General features: G+C 59.4%; 1 protein-coding gene. It reads right to left on the bottom strand.

Annotation, left to right across the window (positions count from 1 at the left end):
* Window positions 1-9: 9 nt before the first annotated feature.
* Entirely contained in the window at window positions 10-20,475 is a 20,466-nt protein-coding gene (locus CLU91_RS27405; protein ID WP_100877075.1) for a LysM peptidoglycan-binding domain-containing protein, read from the bottom strand.
* Between the last annotated feature and the right edge of the window lie 35 nt (window positions 20,476-20,510).

Raw genomic sequence — 20,510 nt, 5'->3', positions numbered from 1 at the left:
CCGAGTGGTCTAACGTAGAAACCCTGCATCGTCGGCAATACCCACTGCGGCATAGCTGCCGCCGAAATAGCCAATTGCGCCTCCGACAATACCTCCAACGAAACCACCAATTACGGCGCCTGCCGGAGTGAAGGCCATTCCGAAGCCAGCACCGAACTCAGCCCCCACAGTACCCACCGCAGCAGCACCGGCCCAGCCACCAGTGATACGAATCCCTTCACGGTAGGTATTGGAGTAGTCACCTGTCTGCGCACTATACTGGTACTGTGAGTAAAAGCTATAGCCATCGCTCGCTGCGCCTACAACCATCGCACCTCGCCCGATCAATGCGAGGTTCTTCGCGAGGCCACGTGCTGCCGACAAATCGGCATCGACCACAGTAACAGCGGACTGGTAAATACGACGAGGAAGTCTAGGCACTGCGGCCGCGTCGGGATGCCCCGCCCCCAATCGCTGCTGCCTAGCTCCTTCAGAATATCGGGCAGAATCTCGAGGACTCATACCACCGTCTATTAAAGACTGTTTCAGTGCACTTCCATAATCCGCGTTGGTCGGCAATTGGCGTTCAAGGCTACCACCACCCCTATAATTGTCCCACCAACGCTCCAGCGACGCATGAGCCTCATAGTGCGGAGAGCCACTTTCGGTGAACGCATTACCGCGAAGAAGAATAGATAAGCCTTGAGCCGGAGCAATCGAAGCCTTGTAAACAGCATTTTGATTTAAGTGATGCGCTTGATAACCGGAAACCGAGCCGGAAAGGATTCCATACCCACCCACCAAGGGTGAGCGCGTGTACATCACATTGGTCGCCGATTGTGCGCCGAAGTAAGTGCCCAAGCCAAAGCCCTGATTGAAGAACAAACTTGAAGGTGTGATTTTATCGAGCTCAGAAGCTTCAGAAATTGTAGATGTGGAAGTAGATATAATAGTATCAGTTTTGGGGTTTTCGGCCGACGCCTGATTTACTCCTCTGATTTCAATCCGAAGAACACCATCTGCACTTTGATAGCCATCAGAATCCCAAGTTAAATGTTCATCGCTCGCTTGAGACCTAATTCGATCCATCTCAGCGTCATAAAGATCATCGCCAAGGTTTTTCGACTCAGCACGTACAACCGTTCGGGCCGATTCAAATGTCATATCGCTAAGCGTCGGCACATCACTCATGACGCCCGGCTCCCCCATGTACGAGTTAGCAAGCAATGGGCGCTCAAAATTACTATTGCCAGAACTTGGAGACTGGTTTTGCAGCGCAGACCAATTCCTTGACACATTTCCAAACACATCTGTAGCAACTGACTCCGCCATTCTCTGCGTCACCTGCGCCCCCAGCCCAATCGCGTTCCCCACCGTACTGGCGATCACATCCTGCATGATGCCCGGGAAGCTGTTGCGCAAGCTGCCGCCGCGCACCAGGCCGCTGGCCATGCCCGCTGCCACGCCGGAGACGGCGCCGCGCGCCATGGTCTTGCCGATATCGCTCCACAGGGCGGCGTCCTTCACACCTTGCTCCAGGCCGTTAAGATTGGCCCAGCCCTGCTCGCCATACTGTGCTTGCCCGATAGCATTGCCCACTTCGGCAAAAACACCACCAGCAATAGCCCCAGCCGCCACGCCACGCCAGTCAAAACTATGCTGCAAGCCTGTCGCCACTGCTACGCCTTGCGTGATGGTATTGCTGATACCTCCCTGCACTGCACCCTTGACAAATGCGCTGGTGCCAGGGCTGAACGTCGGCCCCATGCCCGTATTCATGACCCCAGCAGAGACCGCACCGCCCAAGGCGCCCAGAGCAACCCCGTTCCAGTTAAATCCATCCTGCGCGCCAATGGCCATGCCCACCGTCTGGCTAGCGATTGAACCGAGGGCACCTCCAATTGCACCGCCTGCCACCGTTGCCATGGTGGAACCGAGCATAGGTGTGAGGACAGTGGCCGCAGCACCAGCCGTCATCACCACCACTACCACCGCCACCACCACCATGATCAGCTTGCCCATCACGCCGCAGCCACCGCCTTTGGACTGCTGTGGCGGCGGAGGCGGCATCGGTTCCGGCGGCAGCACCGGCATGGTGTCGCCGATGGCCTGGCCGGCGTTATACACCTTGAAGGTGCTGGCGTTGTTGTGGAAGTTGCTGACCTTGTTGGGTACCGTCAGCACCTGCCCTTCGATCAGCGTGTCGCTGATCGTCAGGCCATTCGCGTCGGCCAGCAGATACCAAAGGCTTTCATCGCCCCAGACGGCGCGCGCGATCGCGCCCAGCGTGTCGCCCTTGCGCACCGTATAGGCACTTGCCGTGGCGCCCGGATAGGACGAATTGATCGGCTGGTAGTTCTGGTCGAAGTCCGCCGATGATACCGGCTTGGCGTTACGGAAGCCGCCAGGCGTCGTCAGGCCGCGCTGCGCCAGTTCTTCCGCATACGAGATGGTTGACGGCCCTTCGCTGCTGACGTCGCCGATGGTATGGCCATTCAGATAATAGAAACGATGCGCCACCTCCAGGTTGCCATTGGCCTGTGTTTTGTTGCGGCGCAGCACCTGGCCATACTGGTCGCTGATGTAAGTCATCGTGCGGCTCGAAGCGCTGCCGACCAGCGCACCGAGGCTGCCGGCTTCATACGCACTCATCTGCGTTAAATGGCCGTTGACGTCATACTGCAGGTCCGAGAAACCGCTGCCCCAGCGCAGCTGTTCCGGGTTGCCCGCATTGATCCCCTGGATCTGGATCTTGCTCTGCTTGGCCTCGTCCCACCAGACATAGCTGTACATGGTGTGCACGCCGGTATCGGTGACGCCCTTCGCATGCTGGAAGGTATGCGTCACCACACCCTGGTCCACGCCCGTGTAATTGCCATTGCCGACGTCCAGGCGGTAATGGAAATCCGTGACGGTCGTCTTGCCGCTCGCTTCGTCCTTGAAGCTCTCTTGCGTGACCCGGTTGTCGGCATCGTAGACGCTATCCTTCTGCGACAACTTGACACCATTCCTGTACTCGCTGTACCCCGTTACCCGGCCCCGTAAATCATTTTCCCGGCGGGCACCCAGCACGCCGTTGATCGTAACGTCTTCCAAATAGCCATCACTGGTATAGCTGTAGCGCTCGACGGTGCCATTGGCGGCCGTCGCCGTCAATCGCTGGCCGGCTAGGTCGTAACTGATCCTGGTGCCGGTGCTGCCGGTGCTGACCATGCCATTCGCCGAAACACCCTTGGTGATCGTAAAACGGTTCATGCTGTCGTACTGGTACCAGTAGTCCTGCACCGCCGGGGCGCCATTGACCACCGTGTTGTAGGCACTTTTCACCTGGCGCCGGTTGCTGTTGGCGTCGTAGCTATACGTAATGGTCGCTTCAGGATCAACGAACTTCACCACCCGGTTCAGTTCATCGTAGCTGATATCGGCCAGCTGATAGTAGGTGCGCTGGCCATCTGTCTCCAGTTTCGCATACGCTTCGCGCGTGCGGTTGCCCTCCTTGTCGTACTCGAAATAGGACTCGACGTTCAAGACCCGGTCCGTGCTGCGTTTCAGATAGCCGTTGGCATAGTATTCAAAATCGATGTTCTGGCCGGCTCGGCCAGTCGGATCGCCACTGGAGGTTTGGCGGATCAGGTGGGCGGCATGGTCGTAGCTGTAGACCACTTTGCGCCCTGCCACATCGACATGCCCAACCAGGTGGCCGAAATAGTCGTTGCTGTCGCTGGTGCTGCGCACATTGCCTACCGTGGTAACCTTTTTCCAGCCGCCGACCACCAGACCGCCCGCACCCAGCATGGCTGCGTCATAGGTATAGCTGTAGCGTACTTCGCGCTCCTCAAAGCTGAGTGTGCGCACCACCCGTCCTTCGGCATCGTAGTCGGTGCTTTCGGTTTGATTGTAGGCATTCGTATGGCTGATGCGGTTGCCCTGCGTATCGTAGGTGTACCTATCGACGTTCGGTATGCCGTTATTGTATCCAGGCGTACCCGCCAAGCGCTCCGGCCGGATGACCTCGATCAAGCGCCCGCCCTGGTCATAGCGGTTCTGCGTTTTGCGCTGCAATTCGTCTGTCACGGTGCGCAGGTCGCCGAACACGTCGTAGCCGGCCTTTTTCACGCCACCGTCCGCATGGAATTCGCTGACGATGCGCCCTTCGCTGCCGTAGCCTGGCAGCAAGGTCTGGGTATTGAGGTTGCCATTCGCGTCGCGCACGCCGATCAGCTGGCTGGAGGCATCGTAGTAATACAAGGTCACAGGACGGCCAGGCGTACTGCTGCCGTTTTCCAGCGCAATGGTGGTCATCGGCGCTTCCTTGCGCGTCAGTTTTCCTGCCGTGTTATACGACAAGGCGACCACGTTATCTTGGCCATCGGTCTCGCTGGCGATCTCGCCAAAGGCGTTATAGGCCTGCTGGCGGTGAATGGTCGCCTCACCGCTCTTCAGGAACATCGTCCATTTGGTGAAACTGTAGCTGGTAGTGCGATCCGCCATGACCTCTACAACACCATCATAACTCGGCTTGCCATCCGTTACCGGCTGGCCAGCCACGTCAAGCAAGGTATAGCTGTATTCAAATTTATTGCTGCCGGACTGCGGGCGCAAACCGGCATCTTCCACCTTCCAGATGAACTTGTCGCCGCTGCGTGGCAACACCACGCGCGTGTAGGCGCCTGTCGAGCCGAGACTGCGGTACTGCAATATCATCTGTGTTGCCGCCGGCACGGGTGGCGTGAAGGAAACGATGCTGGGCTGCGATAACAGCTTGTGCGTCGACTGTATTGGTTCTTTTCCCAGCCCCACTACACCTTCTGCCGCGTTGACGCGCTGGCCGCTGGCGTCGAATACCTCGTAACTATACTTAACCACATAACTGCTGGATAAAACATCGGGGGCCACATCGCTGGCGTTCCAGATGAAGCTGTTCGCGCCATTGCGGTCCAGATTTTTACTACGGGGAATACCATCGGGTCCCGTGTAAAACAGGCGCATACTCACTGCACTTGTTGGCTGATTATTAAAAGTCACGCTGGCTGGCTTGGCATTGAATGCGGTCAGTGCGGAAACCTCGCCGTACGGCGTAAAGGTTCCCTCAGTCCGACCTCCGCCTGGCGCGTTGACCTGCGCCCCCGTCCCAGTTGGCCCTGTGTATGTTTCAAACCAGTACTCGCAGGCGGGCAATCCGTCGAGCGACATCTTGAACCAGCCGGGAATACCGGGCTCCGCCTCCAACATCCTCACCTGCCAAGCATCGGTTCCCTGAGCACGATAATGGATGCGCATGGATTGAGCCTTGCCTTGTTCCGTGATATTGAGCCAAGCCGTATCGCCGGTTCCGTAAATCGAACTGACCTTGGTTTGAAAAGCTTTACCTGTTCCGTAGATTGCTTGCGCCGTTTGTGTTAGTACAGAGTTTCCTTGCGCACTATCGTAAACGCCAGTTTCGACATTCAATACCGTACCATCCGCAGCCAAAGCGACGTATTGATACTCATAATTGCCCTGATCAGGCTGCCCAACAGCGACACCTCCAGACGATACAAAATATCCTGGACTAAGATGGAACCAACCTGCAATGGCCCCGCCTTGATTATTGTATGTTTGTTGACCTTCATAGCTGGACCACGGACCGTTCGAACCTTGTTGCCTGCGCATGAACACAAGCCGACTGGTCGAGGTTGGTTGATTTCGAATATTAATCTGATTGGCAACGTTAACTGCACCGTAGGCACGAAGTTCAGCTTGATGCATGCCAACGGGGACAGGCTCTCCGGTGGACATTACGGTTGTAGCAAGCAATAGCAAGCTTGAAGCGGATCCCGTTTGTGATTCCTGCAACAGATCGAGCCGGAAATTATGTGTCGATGTTGTCCGTGTCGGCAGCCTCATGTACCACGTAATATCCTCCAAGCCCGCATCAAAAGGCCCTTCGCGCACCTCAACACCATCGATTCTCACATGAATCTTGCCGGGGCCATTGATCAATCCAAATGGAATGCTAATCTGCGAAAGTTCTGTGCCTTCATATTGATCATATATCGGTGACTTAGGGTCCTCGGCCAGCCAGACAATGCCGAAATACACAGTACCTGGCGCCGCATAACCGATACTGCCGGTCACCGTCGGCATACTCGTTACATTGCCGCCGCTTTCCCTCGTCGCCCCGACAGTCAAGCCCCCTGCCGTAAAATTGACACCCAGCTCCTGCGTCAGGAACGGCTGGTTAGTCACGAAATTACTCGCACTTTGCATCGTTGCCTGGTACGTATCGGTCAGCTGGTTGCGCTTGTCATACGTACTGAGCGTGACACTGATGCCGCCAGCCGCCTTGGCCGCCAGCACCACTGGATCCTTCGATACATCCTGTATTTCATTGATGGCCAGGATTTGCTCCAGCGTCATCGGGCGCAAATTCGCGCCGGATGACTGGATCAGGACGGTCGCATTACCGTTCTGGTCATACTGGTAGACCTTGGTCGAACCGTCGCCCGCATTCGTCTTCCAGCGCCGCCCCATGATGTCGTACTCGGCAAACTCCGCCGTACCACCATTGACACCCTTGAACACGATGTCGCCAAAGGCGTTATAGCGCACCTCGCGGCTGTCGCCCGCAAGCCAGCCACCAGCCTGGTCCACCGATCCGGTCTGACGTCTGGTTTCGCGCCCCATCGCGTCGTAGCCGATCAGGGTTCTGCTGACGCTGGCACTGCCATCGGCTTTCCGGCCGTTCACCTGCACTTGCGTCACGTTGCCGGCCGCATCGTGGCCGTAGGCATAGCCACCGGCAATGCCATCCGTCGATTTGCCCGTCAATATCCCGGCCGCGTCATAGATAAAGCGCGTAATGCGGTCTTCGCTGTGCGTCTTGCCCAGCGCCGTCGAGGTGATGACGTGGCCGACGCCGTCATACACCGTGTCGGTGGTCGGGCGCACCCATGCCTGCTGGAAATCGGTAAAACCGGCACCTTCGACCCGGGTCTGGCGGCCCAGCGCATCGTAGAGGGTATCGGTAACATCGCCGTTCGCCTCGGTTCTCTTGATGATATTGCCCAGGCCATCATAATCGTAGGCCACTGCTGTTGCCCGGGTCTGGCTGCTCAGCACTCCCTTCGTATCCAGGCTGAACACTTCCTGATTAAGCGTGCTCTGCGACTTGGCTCGGTTCATGCGGTCATATGTCGACACCGTGATGCGGTCATCGACACGGGTGCCGCTGCTGGCCTTCAGCTCCTCGACGCTGCTTGCCGCATTCACCACCAGGCTGACCTGCTTGGCGTAGCGGTACTCCTGCAGGATATTGCCGGCCGCATCGCGGGTCCATACGGTCAGGTAATTTTTTCCGTCAACTTGCGCAATCTTCGCACCAGCCGTGTTGTAGTACGACCAGGTCACCGTGCCGCGGCCATCCTTCTCGGACACCACATTTCCCAGCGCATCGTAGGTGCGCTTGGTCTCAATCGCGACATTTTTGAAATCAAAGCTTCCCTGCTCATTACGTTCGGCCATGGGGACGCTGAAAACCGGATCGCCATTGAGCTCCTTCTGCTTGTCGCTATTACCTACTCGCGTGCCGACCATGCGGTTGGCCTGATCGTAGTCGTAGTAGGTTTGGCGGCGCTCTGCCGGGTTGACCGGCTGCGGTGCACCATTGCCGGCAGGCGCGCTGACCGGCGTGTTGTACACCAATGCCGACACCATGTTGCCAGCGGCGTCATAACGCCATTGCGACAGGGTACCGGCCGCACTCAGTTCCATCTGCTTGCGGTCGGCCGCGTCGTAGTACCAGCGCGTCACCTTGTCATTGCCATCCGTGTACGAGGTCTTGTTGCCGCGCTGGTCGTAAGTCCATGTCTGCTGCGGTGCGGCACGGCGCGTCGCACCACTACTATCGTGCAGTGTGATCTCGTCGCCGCGCTGGCTGACCAGGCGCCCGGCCAGGTCATAGCCGTACGTGGTGCTGCGCTGCGAGGCCAACCCCTGTGCTTCGATAGAAGTACGGCGGTTGCCGAAGGCATCATAGGTATAGCTGTTGATGACCGGCTTCAGCGCGCCGCTGGCATCGGGCGCATTGACCGGCAGCGTTTCCGTCAGCAGCGCGCCGCGGCCGTCATAGGTGTAGCGCGTCATGCCGCGCAGCTTGTTCTGATAGCTGCTGCGGTTACCCAGGGCATCGTAGTCGAAACGTTCGACAGCGCCTTCCGCATCGATGGAGGCCAGCAGCCGGTCATTGCGGTCGTATTCCAGGCGGGTAATGGCATCGCCCGCCGAGGCGATGACCGTGGGCCGCGCGTCTGCCGACCATGTCCCCGTCAACGCCGTTTTATACTCCGTCACCGTCACCGGCTTGCCCGACAAGGTATAGCTGGTGCCCACTGCATAGCCGAGCGGATTGACTTGCAACACCAGCCGGTTTTGCTGGTCGTAATAGAAATACCCGGCATTGCCTTTCGGATCGGTCACCTTGACGGCATTGCCAAAGGCGTCATAGCTGGTTCGTGTCACAGCCGAATCGGTACCATCGAGCGGCACCGAGGTCAGCGTCTTGCGGCCGGCCTGGTCAAACTCCTGCCGCGTCACATAGCCGCGTTCGTTGGTGATGCTGGTGATATTCCCAAGGGCATCGTAGGCATACTGGATGGTACCGGCGGCCGCACTGCCTGCAGCACGAGTCTGCTCCTGCAAACGTCCTGCGGCGTCGTATATGCGACTTTCGGCCACATCCCTGGCTGCGTCCAGGCGCAATGCCCCCTGCACTGCCGCCTCTTTCATGGCACTGCCGCTGGCCGCTGGCACGGCCACGGTGTTGGCATAGCGGGCCACCCGGGTCACATGGCCATTCGCGTCATAGGTATTCTGCGTGACATAGCCCAGCGCATCGACGCTGTACAGCAGCCGGTTGGCGCTGTCGAACACGCGGTTGACGTGACTCGCTGGCTGCGTATCGAGCGGCAGCAAGGCCAGGATGCGCGCCGTGTCGGGCACGCTGTTGCGGTCAAGCAGCGCCGGAAGCTGCGCCGCATACGCGGTGCTGCGCACCACATTGCCCGCATTGTCATACATGCGCCGCGTCACGCCACCCATGGCGTCGACCGCATACACCTGGCGGCCCAGCGCATCATACGTAAAACTGCTGATGCGGTCCGCTGTGCTCTGCGCCACGCTCGACAACACAGCATTGTTCCCCACGGGCACGGGCAGCGCCGTCGCATACGCGATCTGGCGCGTCAGATGGCCAGCCTTGTCGTAGCCATACTGCGTCACCGCCCCTTGCGCATCAGCGCTATAAGTCAAGCGGCCGGCTCCGTCATAATTGCTGACCAGGCGCGCATCGCGCGCCGGCTGTGCAATCGTCGCCAGTTGCTGGGCCACGCTGGCCAGCGTCAGCGGCTGCGTGATGTTGATCGCTGCGGCATACGCGATACGCACGATGGCGTTGCCGCTGCCATCATAACGCAACTCTTGCACCGCACCGACGCCATCAATGCTGTAGACCAGGCGGCCGGCGGCATCGAACAGCTGCTGCGTCACCACGTCGCGCCCTGCTGCTACGGTTGGCGCCGGCGTGGCGCCGCCCGCCAGCGCTGCCAGGGCTGCCGCGTCGAGGCGGTTGGCGTACGCCGTGCGCTTGACCGTCTTGCCATCGTGTTCGGTACGTACTACTGCGCCGCTGCCGTCCACGCTCCAGCTCAGGCGGCCATCCTTGTCGTAGCGCTTGACCTGGCTCAGGTCGTGCGCCGTGTCGCGCACCAACAATGACAGGATCTGCTGCGCCGTCTCCTTGCCCGTCAGCCCAGCAACTGGCTTGGCATAGCCGATGCTCTGCACTACATTGCCATTTTTGTCGTACAGCGTCTGCGTGACGCCGCCCTTGGCATCGACCACCAGGACCAAGCGGTCATTGGCGTCGTACAGGTAGCGCGTGACATTGCGGTTCGGATCTTTCACCGACACGACGTTGCCCTTGGCATCGTAGCCCGTCAGCGTGCTCAGGTTCAGGCCGGCCGGATCGACATGCTGCTCCGTGCGCCGGCCCAGCTTGTCGTATACATAGCTGGTGACCAGGCCCGCAGGACTGGTTACCGTCAGGACGCGCCCGGCGTCGTCGTATGCATATTGCGTCGTCAGGCGCAAGCCCTGTGGATCAGCAATTTGCTTGAACACTTTGCCGTTCAGGTCAAACTCGGTCTGCGTCACGGCGCCTGCAGGATCGGTGATCTGGATCTGCTGGCCCTTGGCATCGTACTGGTAGCTGGTACGGAGGTTCAAACCGTCCGGATCGACACGGCGCGTCAGGAGACGATTGGCCGCGTCGTACTCATAGCGCACTTTGCGTCCACCCGCATCCACACTTTCCGTCAGGCGGCCAGCGGCATCATAGCTATTCGTGCTATTAAGATTCAGGCTGCCCTCGGCGGCCTTGGAGGCATCCAGGTTGCCGTCCAGGTCATAGTGATAGGTGCTCGTTACCCCCTGCGCGTCACGCAGCGCAATCTTGCGGCCCTGCGCATCCAAGCTGCTCACCGTTACCAGGCCTTCGGGCGTGGTCACCGTCACGCTCCGGTTGAAAGCCGTATAGCTGTAGCGCGTCACCTGCCCCAGCCGGTCCGTCTGCGTCAGCACATTGCCATAGGCATCGTAGCTGGTCAGTGCCGCTTGCTGCAGGCCATCGCGCGCCATGACCAGATGGCCGTTGCGGTCGTAGTCATAGCCGTGCGTCACCTGATTCGCGTCCACGCTCGCCGCCAGGCGGCCAAACGCGTCGTAGCGCGACACGCTGGTCTGGTTCACACCGGCGCGGTCGCGTACTTCTCCAGTGACCTGGCCACGCCGGTCGTAACTGGTCTCGATCAGCAACGCCACGCCGGCGGCGATCGGCGTCAGGCGGCTGACCTGTTCGCCAAAGGTATTGACGCCATACGTCGTGACCTTGTCCAGCGCATCGATTGAAGAGGCCAGCGCGCCGCTGGCAAGGTAACTATACGAAGTGCGGCTGTCCTTGGCGGGATTGGCGATCGCCAGCACCGCATTCTTAAAGCCGGGTGTTGCCATCCCGCCCTGCAGACTTGCCAAGGTGCCAGCATCGAGGCGCGTGCCGTAGGCAACGCTGGCCACCGTTTCGCCCAGCACGTTGTACACCGTTTCGCGTACTTCGCCCAAGGCATTGACGGCATGCGTCAGGCGCGCATCGGCGTCATACAGATACAGCGTCCGGTTGCCGTTGGCATCGGTCTGCGCAATACGCAGCCCCGCCTTGTCGTAGGTATAGCGTACGCCATACGCCTGCCAGACAGCGTCGACCTGGGCCGCGGACGGAGTACTGCCCAAGGCTGCGAGCGCCGCACTGCCCTTGCCCGCCAGTGCGCCAATCAAACGGCCTTGCAGGTCGTAGCGGCTGGCCGCGCCGACACCCGCACGCGTTTGAGCTATCACATTGCCAACGCTGTCATAGGACAAGGTCGTACTTTCTGTTGCACCGCCATCCAGGTAGCGCACGCTGGACGACAGGCGTCCATTGGCGTCATAGCTGAAGCTCTCGCGCTGCTGGACACCTGGCTGCGTCAGCTGTCCAGCGACCATGCGGGTTCCCTGGCGCGTTTCCGCCAGGCGTGCTGCCGCGTCATACGAATAACTGGTGACATAGCCTTCGCCGTCGATACGCGCATCGACCAAGCCACGGCCGTTGTAGGTCGTGGAGGTGACGATATCCTGCGCATGCGCGGCCGGCGTGGCCTGGGCCAGCGAACCATTGGCCAGCGCCGTCGCCGACACCTGGTTCGCATAGCGCAGCGTGCTCACCTGGCGCCCCGCGCTGTCGTAGCGGTACTCCGTCATGTAGCGTTCGCCATCGACCTCATAACGCAGCAGTCCATCCGCATCGTATGTGCGCCACGTGATACGGTCGTCGGCAGCTGCGGCCACCACGGCATTGGAAACGACAGGATTGGCCGCAAAGGCCGCTATGTTTAACAGCGTGCTGCGGGCGATGGTCTGGACCAGCTTGGAGACGCCGTCGTACACGTACTCGGTCACCGCACCAGTGGCGCCCACCGTCCTGACCAGGCGCCCGGCAGCGTCATACAGACGCCACTCGCCTTGATCCTTGGCACTGACCGGAGGCAATACCCCTGCTTGCGCCAAGGTTGCCGCCAGCGGAGTGCCATCGGCAGCCACCAGGCGCGCCAGGTTCGCGCTGCTCACCGCCTGCGCATAGCGCACAGTACGGATCAGCTGGTTGTTCGCATCGTACTGGTACTGCGTCAGGGTGCCGCCAGCCGTGATATCGGCCACCTTGCGCCCCGCCTCGTCATACAGCACGTACGTGCGCTGCCCCGTCGGCCCCGTCGTCATGCGCAAACGCCCATCTGCGTCGTAGGCATAACTGGTACGGCCCAGCTCTTCGCCAGCCAGGCCCGTCTGGATCACATCTGTCAGTTCGCCCGCCTTGTTGTAGACCGAGGTGGTCGTCAGGCCATTGGCCAGTCTGACCGCCATGCGGCCGCCGGCCGCATCGTAGCTGTTGAGAGTGACATGGCCCAGCGGATCGGTCGCCGTCAGCAGACGGCCCAAGCCGTCGTACGTATAACTGGTAGCGGTACCGGCTGTGTCGATGTTTTGCAGCAACTGGCCAGCCTGGTCGTACACATAGCGCTGCACCGTCTGCGTGGCGGCAATGCCCACGCCAGCCGCATCGACTGCGCCATACGACAGCGTGCGGGCCAACAGGCCGCGCGCATCGTATTCGTAATCGACGCGCACGGTTTGCGACTTGTTCGGATAGCTCACCACCATCGCGGCGATCGCGGCTTCGCTTGGCGCCACTGTCGGCGCCAGGGCGCTGTTATCGAACAGCTCTGCCGCATACTGCACACTGGCGATGCGCTCGCCTTTTGCGTTATAGCGGTACTCGATCGTCCGTCCCGCCGCACTGATCTGGAAGCGCAGGTGGCCCGCCGCATCATAGACATAGCGCGCTGTCTGTGGCCGGCCCGGCTGGCCAGGACCCGCACCGTCCGGGTCGGCAATCTGGTACGTCGTTTCCGTCAGCAGCAGGTTGCGCATCGGATCATAGGTGCGCGTGATGGTATTGCCCAGCGCGTCGCGCTGCAGGATCTGGTTGCCATTCGCGTCGTATTGCATCTCGACCGCATTGCCGCGCGCGTCGACGCTACGGATCAAGTTACCCTGTGCGTCATACACGTACCTGCTTTGCTGCCCGGCCGGCGTGGTCACGCCAATCAGCTGACCTTGCGCATCATAGGCATACACGCTGACTGCACCGAGCGCATCGGTCACGCGCGTGGTGTTGGCGGCAAGATCGTAGGCCAGCTGCGTGCGCCGGCCCAGGACGTCGGATACTGATGTGACGCGCCACTCGCTGCCGTATTGCTGATAAGTGAAGGACAGCGCCGTGCCGTCGGCCTGCGTCACGCCGGCGATGCGTTCACTCGTGCCGTCGTAGGCGTACCGGATCACGGCCACCTTGCCGTCCACGGTGCTGTTGTCGTCCGGCGTCAAATCGGTGGTCACCGAGGTCAGGCGGTGCTGCGCATCATAGCCATAGCGCACGCGCGTCAGCACGGCGCCCGAGGCCAGCACGTCGCGCACCTGCGTCAGATCGCCATTGCTGTAATCGAACCAGGTCGTATCGCCGCTGGCGGTGACCACGCGCGACAGCTGGCCACTGCCAGCATCATAGTAGTAACTGAGCTGATTGTTGCTGGTATCCGACGAGAGGATGATGCGGCCTTGCTGCGTCGCGTCATACACTTCGCGTATCTGGCCATCACCCGCAGTCCAGGTCCAGCGCTGCGCCACCGCGTCATATGCCAGGGTGCGGTAGGCGCCGGCGCCATCGGTCGAGACATACATGCTGCGCGCGCTGTCGTACGTGTATGCCGCCTGGCTGCCATCGCCGGCCGTGCGCAGTACCGTACTGCCGGCGCCGTTGACCACACCGACGATCCTGCCGACGGACTGGCTGACGCCGAAGGTCCAGTGCCGCGCTTGGCCGCCTTGGGCATTGTAGGCCCGGCCCAGGGCCAGGTCGATGCCGCGCGCGGCGATCACATCATCACGCTGGCGGAGCACCACATTGCCGTTCGACAGGTTCAGATAGCTGTCGCTGCGGTTGCCACTGGTATCCACATATGGCGTACGGTTGCCGTTCTGGTCATAGCCCCAGCGCTGCAGCGGCAAGGTCATGTGCCAGCCGCGGTCGTCACGTATCGTCGGCAGCGGCATGCCATTGGCGAAATTGGTGACGATGTCCAACGCCGGTGCTGGCTTGAGCGCGGCGATCACCGCTTGCAGCGCCGGCCGGTCCCCGACGCTGATGGCAGAGGCGTACTGGATGGTTTGTTCTACTTTACCGCTGGCATCATAGATATAACGTAGCACCTTGCCCGCCGCATCAATGACGAATGCGCGCTGGTTATTCTCGCCCAATACATAACGCTCGTTGATCGAACTCGTCACCAACTTGATCAGCCGGCTGGCCTGATCGTAGCCATAGCGCGTGGTCTCGCCGTTGACGGTCCTCGACACCGTCGTGCCGCCATCGGCTTCATAGCTGGTCAGCGTGACATTGCCCTGCGCATCGGTCAGCGAGGTCACACGATCCAACGCGTCATACATCGTACGATTACCATTGCTGACAACCGTGCGTTGCTGCACTTTGCCAGCCTGGTCATACACGTAATCGGTGCGCTGTTGCGCCACCAGACCCTCTGATAGAACCTTCTGCGTAACCTGGCCCGCCGCATTGTAGCTATAGTGATTGACCACTGGACGCAGAACACCGGACGCATCTGGTCCTGTTGTTGGCAGCGTTTCGCGGGTCAGCAAACTTCGTGCATCATATTCAGAGAGCGTGGTCTTGCCGTTGATCTGTACGGATACGGTCCTGCCGCCATCGGCGAGATAGGTCGTCAGCGTAATATTGCCCTGCGCGTCGGTCAGCGACGTCACACGATCCAACGCGTCATACACCGTACGTGTACTGCTGGTAAAAACCATGCGTAGCTGTACCTTGCCAGCCTGGTCATACATGTAATTGGTGCGCTGTTGCGCCACCAGACCCTCTGATAGAACGTTCTGCGTAACCTGGCCCGCCGCATTGTAGCTGTAGCGATTGACCACCGGAAGCAGAACACCGGAGGCATCTGGTCCTGTTGTTGGCAGCGTTTCGCGGGTCAGCAAACCGCGTGCATCATATTCAAAGAGCGTGGTCTTGCCGTTGACCTGTACGGATACGGTCCTGCCGCCATCGGCGAGATAGGTCGTCAGTGTAATATTACCCTGCGCGTCGGTCAGCGAGGTCACACGATCCAACGCGTCATACATCGTACGATTACCATTGCTGACAACCGTGCGTTGCTGCACTTTGCCAGCCTGGTCATACACGTAATCGGTGCGCTGTTGCGCCACCAGACCCTCTGATAGAACCTTCTGCGTAACCTGGCCCGCCGCATTGTAGCTGTAGCGATTGACCACTGGACGCAGAACACCGGACGCATCTGGTCCTGTTGTTGGCAGCGTTTCGCGGGTCAGCAAACCGCGTGCATCATATTCAGAGAGCGTGGTCTTGCCGTTGATCTGTACGGATACGGTCCTGCCGCCATCGGCGAGATAGGTCGTCAGTGTAATATTGCCCTGCGCGTCGGTCAGCGAAGTCACACGATCCAACGCGTCATACATCGTACGATTACCATTGCTGACAACCGTGCGTTGCTGTACCTTGCCAGCCTGGTCATACTCGTAATCGATGCGCTGTTGCGCCACCAGCCCCTCTGATAGAACCTTCTGCGTGACCTGGCCCGCCGCATTGTAGCTGTAGCGATTGACCACCGGACGCAGAACACCGGACGCATCTGGTCCAATTTTTGGAAGTATTTCGCTCGTCAGCCGGGAGCGCGCATCATATTCAGATATGGTGGTCCGGTTACTGACGGTATCGGACACGGTCTTACGACCATCCGCGTGATAAGTCGTCAGCTTGACATTGCCCTGCGCATCGGTCAGCGAGGTCACACGATCCAACGCGTCATACATCGTACGATTACCATTGCTGACAACCGTGCGTTGCTGTACCTTGCCAGCCTGGTCATACACGTAATCGGTACTCTCCTGCGCCACCAGACCCTCTGATAGAACCTTCTGCGTAACCTGGCCCGCCGCATTGTAGCTGTAGCGATTGACCACCGGACGCAGAATACCGGAGGCATCTGGTCCACTTTTTGGAAGTATTTCGCTCGTCAGCCGGGAGCGCGCATCATATTCAGATATGGTGGTCCGATTACTGACGGTATCAGACACCGTCTTGCCACCATCCGCGTGATAAGTCGTCAGCTTGACATTGCCCTGCGCATCGGTCAGCGACAATTCGCGGTCCTGCCCATCACGCACCACCTGGATACCATTGCTGGTATATGTCCGCCGTACTATCTTGCCGGCCTGGTCATACTCATAATCATTTATCGTCTCCGCCACCAGGCCCAGCGCTGCAATCTCCTGCGTCACGCGGCCAGCAGCGTCATATGTATAGGTATTGACCAGCGGCAGCAGCTTGCCCGTGGCATCGGGACCAGTTTCTGGACGTGTCATCCTGGTCAGCATGCCATGCGCGTCAAACTGGAATACGGTGATCAATCCATTGGTCGTTCTGGTTTCTTTCTTGCCAGCCTGATCGTATTCGTACTCGATATTTGACTGTGTCACCAGGCCTTCGGACTCAATGGCTTTGACCACTCGGCCTGCGTCATCGTAGAAATAACGGGAGACTATTGGGCGCATCACGCCGGCGGCATCTAATCCGCTTGTCGGCAATGTTCTTCTCGTCACCCTGTCATTGGCATCGTACTCAGTGATAGTAGTCAATCCATCGGCAGTTTTGACAGTGGTCGTATATGAGCCATCCGGTTCATACGTCGTAATGTTCGTTTTCCCCGACGGTTCCTTAGTTCGCACCACTAGGCGGCCAAATGCATCGTACTCCGCTATCGTGGTTACGCCATTCAGGCTACTCGAGACAGTCTTGCCGCCATCCACATGATAAGTCGTCAGTATCACTTTGCCTTGTGCTTCGGTCTGCGAGGTAATGCGGTCTAGTCCGTCAAATACCATACGCATGCCGTTGCTGACAACGATGCGTTGCTCTAACTTGCCTACCTGATCATAAACATAATCAATGCTCTCTTGCATTAAAAGGCCTGCCGCATGGATCTTCTGTACGAGTTTTCCGGAAGCATCATAGCTATAGCGGTTCATGACCGGCCGAAGGGCGCCAGAAGCATCTTGGCCAGTCTCCGACAGTGTTTCAGTAATCAACAAGCCGCGCGCGTCATACTCCGCTGTCGATATCTTGCCATTGATCTGTTTCCATGTTTTCTTGGCTCCCACCGAATCGTAGCTGGTCAGCGTGAGATTGCCCTGGGCATCAGCCAACACGATTTCTCGACCGAACTCATCATGTAGGATTCGCCCGCCATCGATAACATTGACGCCGTCGGTCATTGGAGGAGTTTCCCGTATCAGCGTGCCTGCTCCGTCATACTCATACCGGATACCGTATGCGCGCCATACAAGCTCAATCTGGCTAACGGGCAAATTAGTTCCAAGTGCAGTTAACATCGTCCCACCTTGCGCCGACAGAGCACCGATCAATCGCCCTTGTAGGTCGTATCGGTAGTACAAAGTACTGTTGGCACTGCTTTCACGTACTTTGTTACCAGCAAGGTCAAACGTATACGTTGTCTCGTCGGCTACACCATCCATCGAACGGGTTATGCTTTGCACGCGACCAGCAGCGTCATAATAGAATTGGTCGCGCTGCAGCCATCCCGCTCCTGTCCTGTCGCGTTGGCTGCGCGTGGTGTCTTTTAAACGCCCTAAAGGATCATAGTTATTGACGACACTCACGTCCCCGTCAAAGGACCAAAGCAAAGCACCTCGCCCATCGTATTTGAATGTCGTCCACGGATCTTGGGAATTTGCCTCTGGAATCATGGCGGAAAGTGCAACGCCGGCTTGCAGCGTTGAAAGCGGAGCCGTATATTTCCTGATAGTCATCAGGCGCCCAGCACTATCGTAGCCATACTCCCTCATGTAGCGATCCGCATCCACCTCGAAACGCAGCAAGCCATCGTCGTCATATTCACGCCAGACGCTGCGGTCACCGGCAGCGGCCGCTACGTCAGCATTCTGCAGCGAGGGTTGGGCAGCAAAGGCGGCCACGTCGAGCGTATTCGCGCGGGCGATAGTTTGCACCAGCCGTGAAGCACCGTCATACACAAAATCGCTTACGGCACCTGTGGCACTGACGGTCTTGAGCAAGCGACTGGCGGCATCGTACAAGCGCCATTCATTCTGGTCCTGCGCGCTAACGGGTGGTAGCACATCGGCTTGCGCCAAGGTGGCAGCAAGCGGGCTACCGTCGGCCGCCACCAGGCGCGCCATGCTTGCGCCGTTGACTACTTGGGCATAGCGCAGTGTGCGGATCAGCTGGTTGTTCGCATCGTACTGGTACTGCGTCAGCGCGCCGTCGGCCGCGATGTCCGCGGCCTTGCGGCCCGCCTCGTCATACAGCACGTAACTGCGTAGTCCAGTGGGACCCGTCGTCATGCGTAGCCGCCCATCAGCATCGTAGGCATAGCTGGTGCGTCCCAGCTCTTCACCGGCCAGGCCCGTCTGGATAACATCCGTCAGCTCTCCTGCCTTATTGTAGACAGAGGTGGTCGTCAGGCCATTGGCCAGCCGAATGGACATCCGGCCGCCTGCATCATCGTAACTATGAAGAATAACATTGCCCAAGGGATCGGTCGTCGTCAGCAATCGACCCAGTCCGTCGTACGCGAAGTTGGTTACGTTGTTTGACTTGTCAATCTGTTGTAACAGACGGCCCGCCTGATCATATACATAGCGCAATATGAACGCCTTGAAAGGCACTCCTGCGCCAGCGATGGATACCGTGGCAAAGGATCGCGTACGTGCCAGCAAGCCACGAACGTCGTATTCGTAGTCGGTACGCGTTGTCGTCGACTTATCTCGGATAGCAGCTTCCCAGGCGCTCATCGTCGCTTCGTCTGGCGCGCTAGTAGGCGCCAAACTTCTAATGTCATAGCTATCCACCGTATATTGCACACTGGTGAGACGCGCGCCAGGACCGTCGTAGCGATGTTCGGTCACACGCCCTTGCGGACTGATCTGGAAGCGCAAATGTCCTGCCGCGTCATACACGTAGCGCGTCGTCTGTGGCCGGCCCGGCTGGCCAGGGCCGGCACCGTCCGGATCGGCAATCTGATACGTCGTTTCCGTCAGCAGCAGCTTGCACACTGGATCATAGGTGCGCGTAATCGTATTGCCCAGCGCATCGCGCTGCAGGATCTGGTTGCCATTGGCGTCGTATTGCATCTCGACCGCATTGCCGCGCGCGTCCACGCTTCGGATCAAGTTGCCCTGCGCGTCATACGCATACGTGCTCTGCTGGCCCGCCGGCGTTGTCACGCCGGTCAGCTGACCTCGGCTATCATAGGCATACACGCTGACGGCACCGAGCGCATCGGTCACGCGCGTGGTGTTGGCGGCAAGATCGTACGCCAGCTGCGTGCGCCGGCCCAGGCCGTCCGTCACCGATGCCACGCGCCATTCACCGCCGTATTGTTGATAGGTGAAGGACAGCGCCGTGCCGTCGGCCTGCATCACGCTAACGATGCGTTCACTCGTGCCGTCGTAGACATACCGGATCACGGCCACCTTACCGTCGGCGATACTGTTATCGTCCGGCGTCAGATCCGTCGTGACCGACGTCAGGCGGTGCTGCGCGTCATAGCCATAGCGCACGCGCGTGAGTACGACGCCCGAGGCGAGCACGTCGCGCACCTGCGCCAAGTCGCCGTTGCTGTACTCGAACCAGCTCGTATCGCCGCTGGCAGTCAGCACCCGCGACAGCAAGCCGCTATTTGCATCATAGAAATAACTGAGCTGATGATTGTTCTCGTCTGCAGACGATATGATGCGGCCGTGCTGGGCGGCGTCATACACTTCGCGCACCTGGCCGTCGCCTGCGCTCCAGGTCCAGCGCTGCCCCGCCGCGTCATACGCCAGGGTATGGTAGGCGCCGGGGCCATCGGTCGACACATACACGCCACGCGCCTCGTCGTAGCGATACAGCGCTTCGCTGCCGTCTCCCGCAATACGCACCACCGTGCTGCCAGCGCCGTTGACAACACCCGTGACGGCGCCAACTTCGCGGTTCAGGCCAAATTTCCAGTGCTGGCCCAGCGCACCTTGCGCGTTATACGTGCGTGTCAAGGACAAATCGATACCGCGCGACGCGATAAAGTCATCACGCTGCTGCATGACAATATTGCCATTGGAAACATTCAGATAGCCATTTTCCTGGCTCTTGCCGATGCCGGCGGCGCCAAACGCTCCTTGCTGCCCCAGCGTCGCCGACGAACCGCCCAACAAGCCAAGAGTATTGCCGCTGACAATCGCTACCATCTGTTTCCCCTGTCTATCCACCTGGCCCGGCCAGG

The sequence above is a fragment of the Janthinobacterium sp. 64 genome (assembly GCF_002813325.1).
Taxonomy (GTDB): domain Bacteria; phylum Pseudomonadota; class Gammaproteobacteria; order Burkholderiales; family Burkholderiaceae_D; genus Janthinobacterium.
Note: the sequence above shows the minus strand (reverse complement) of the source record. Positions and strands in the feature narration are given on the sequence as shown.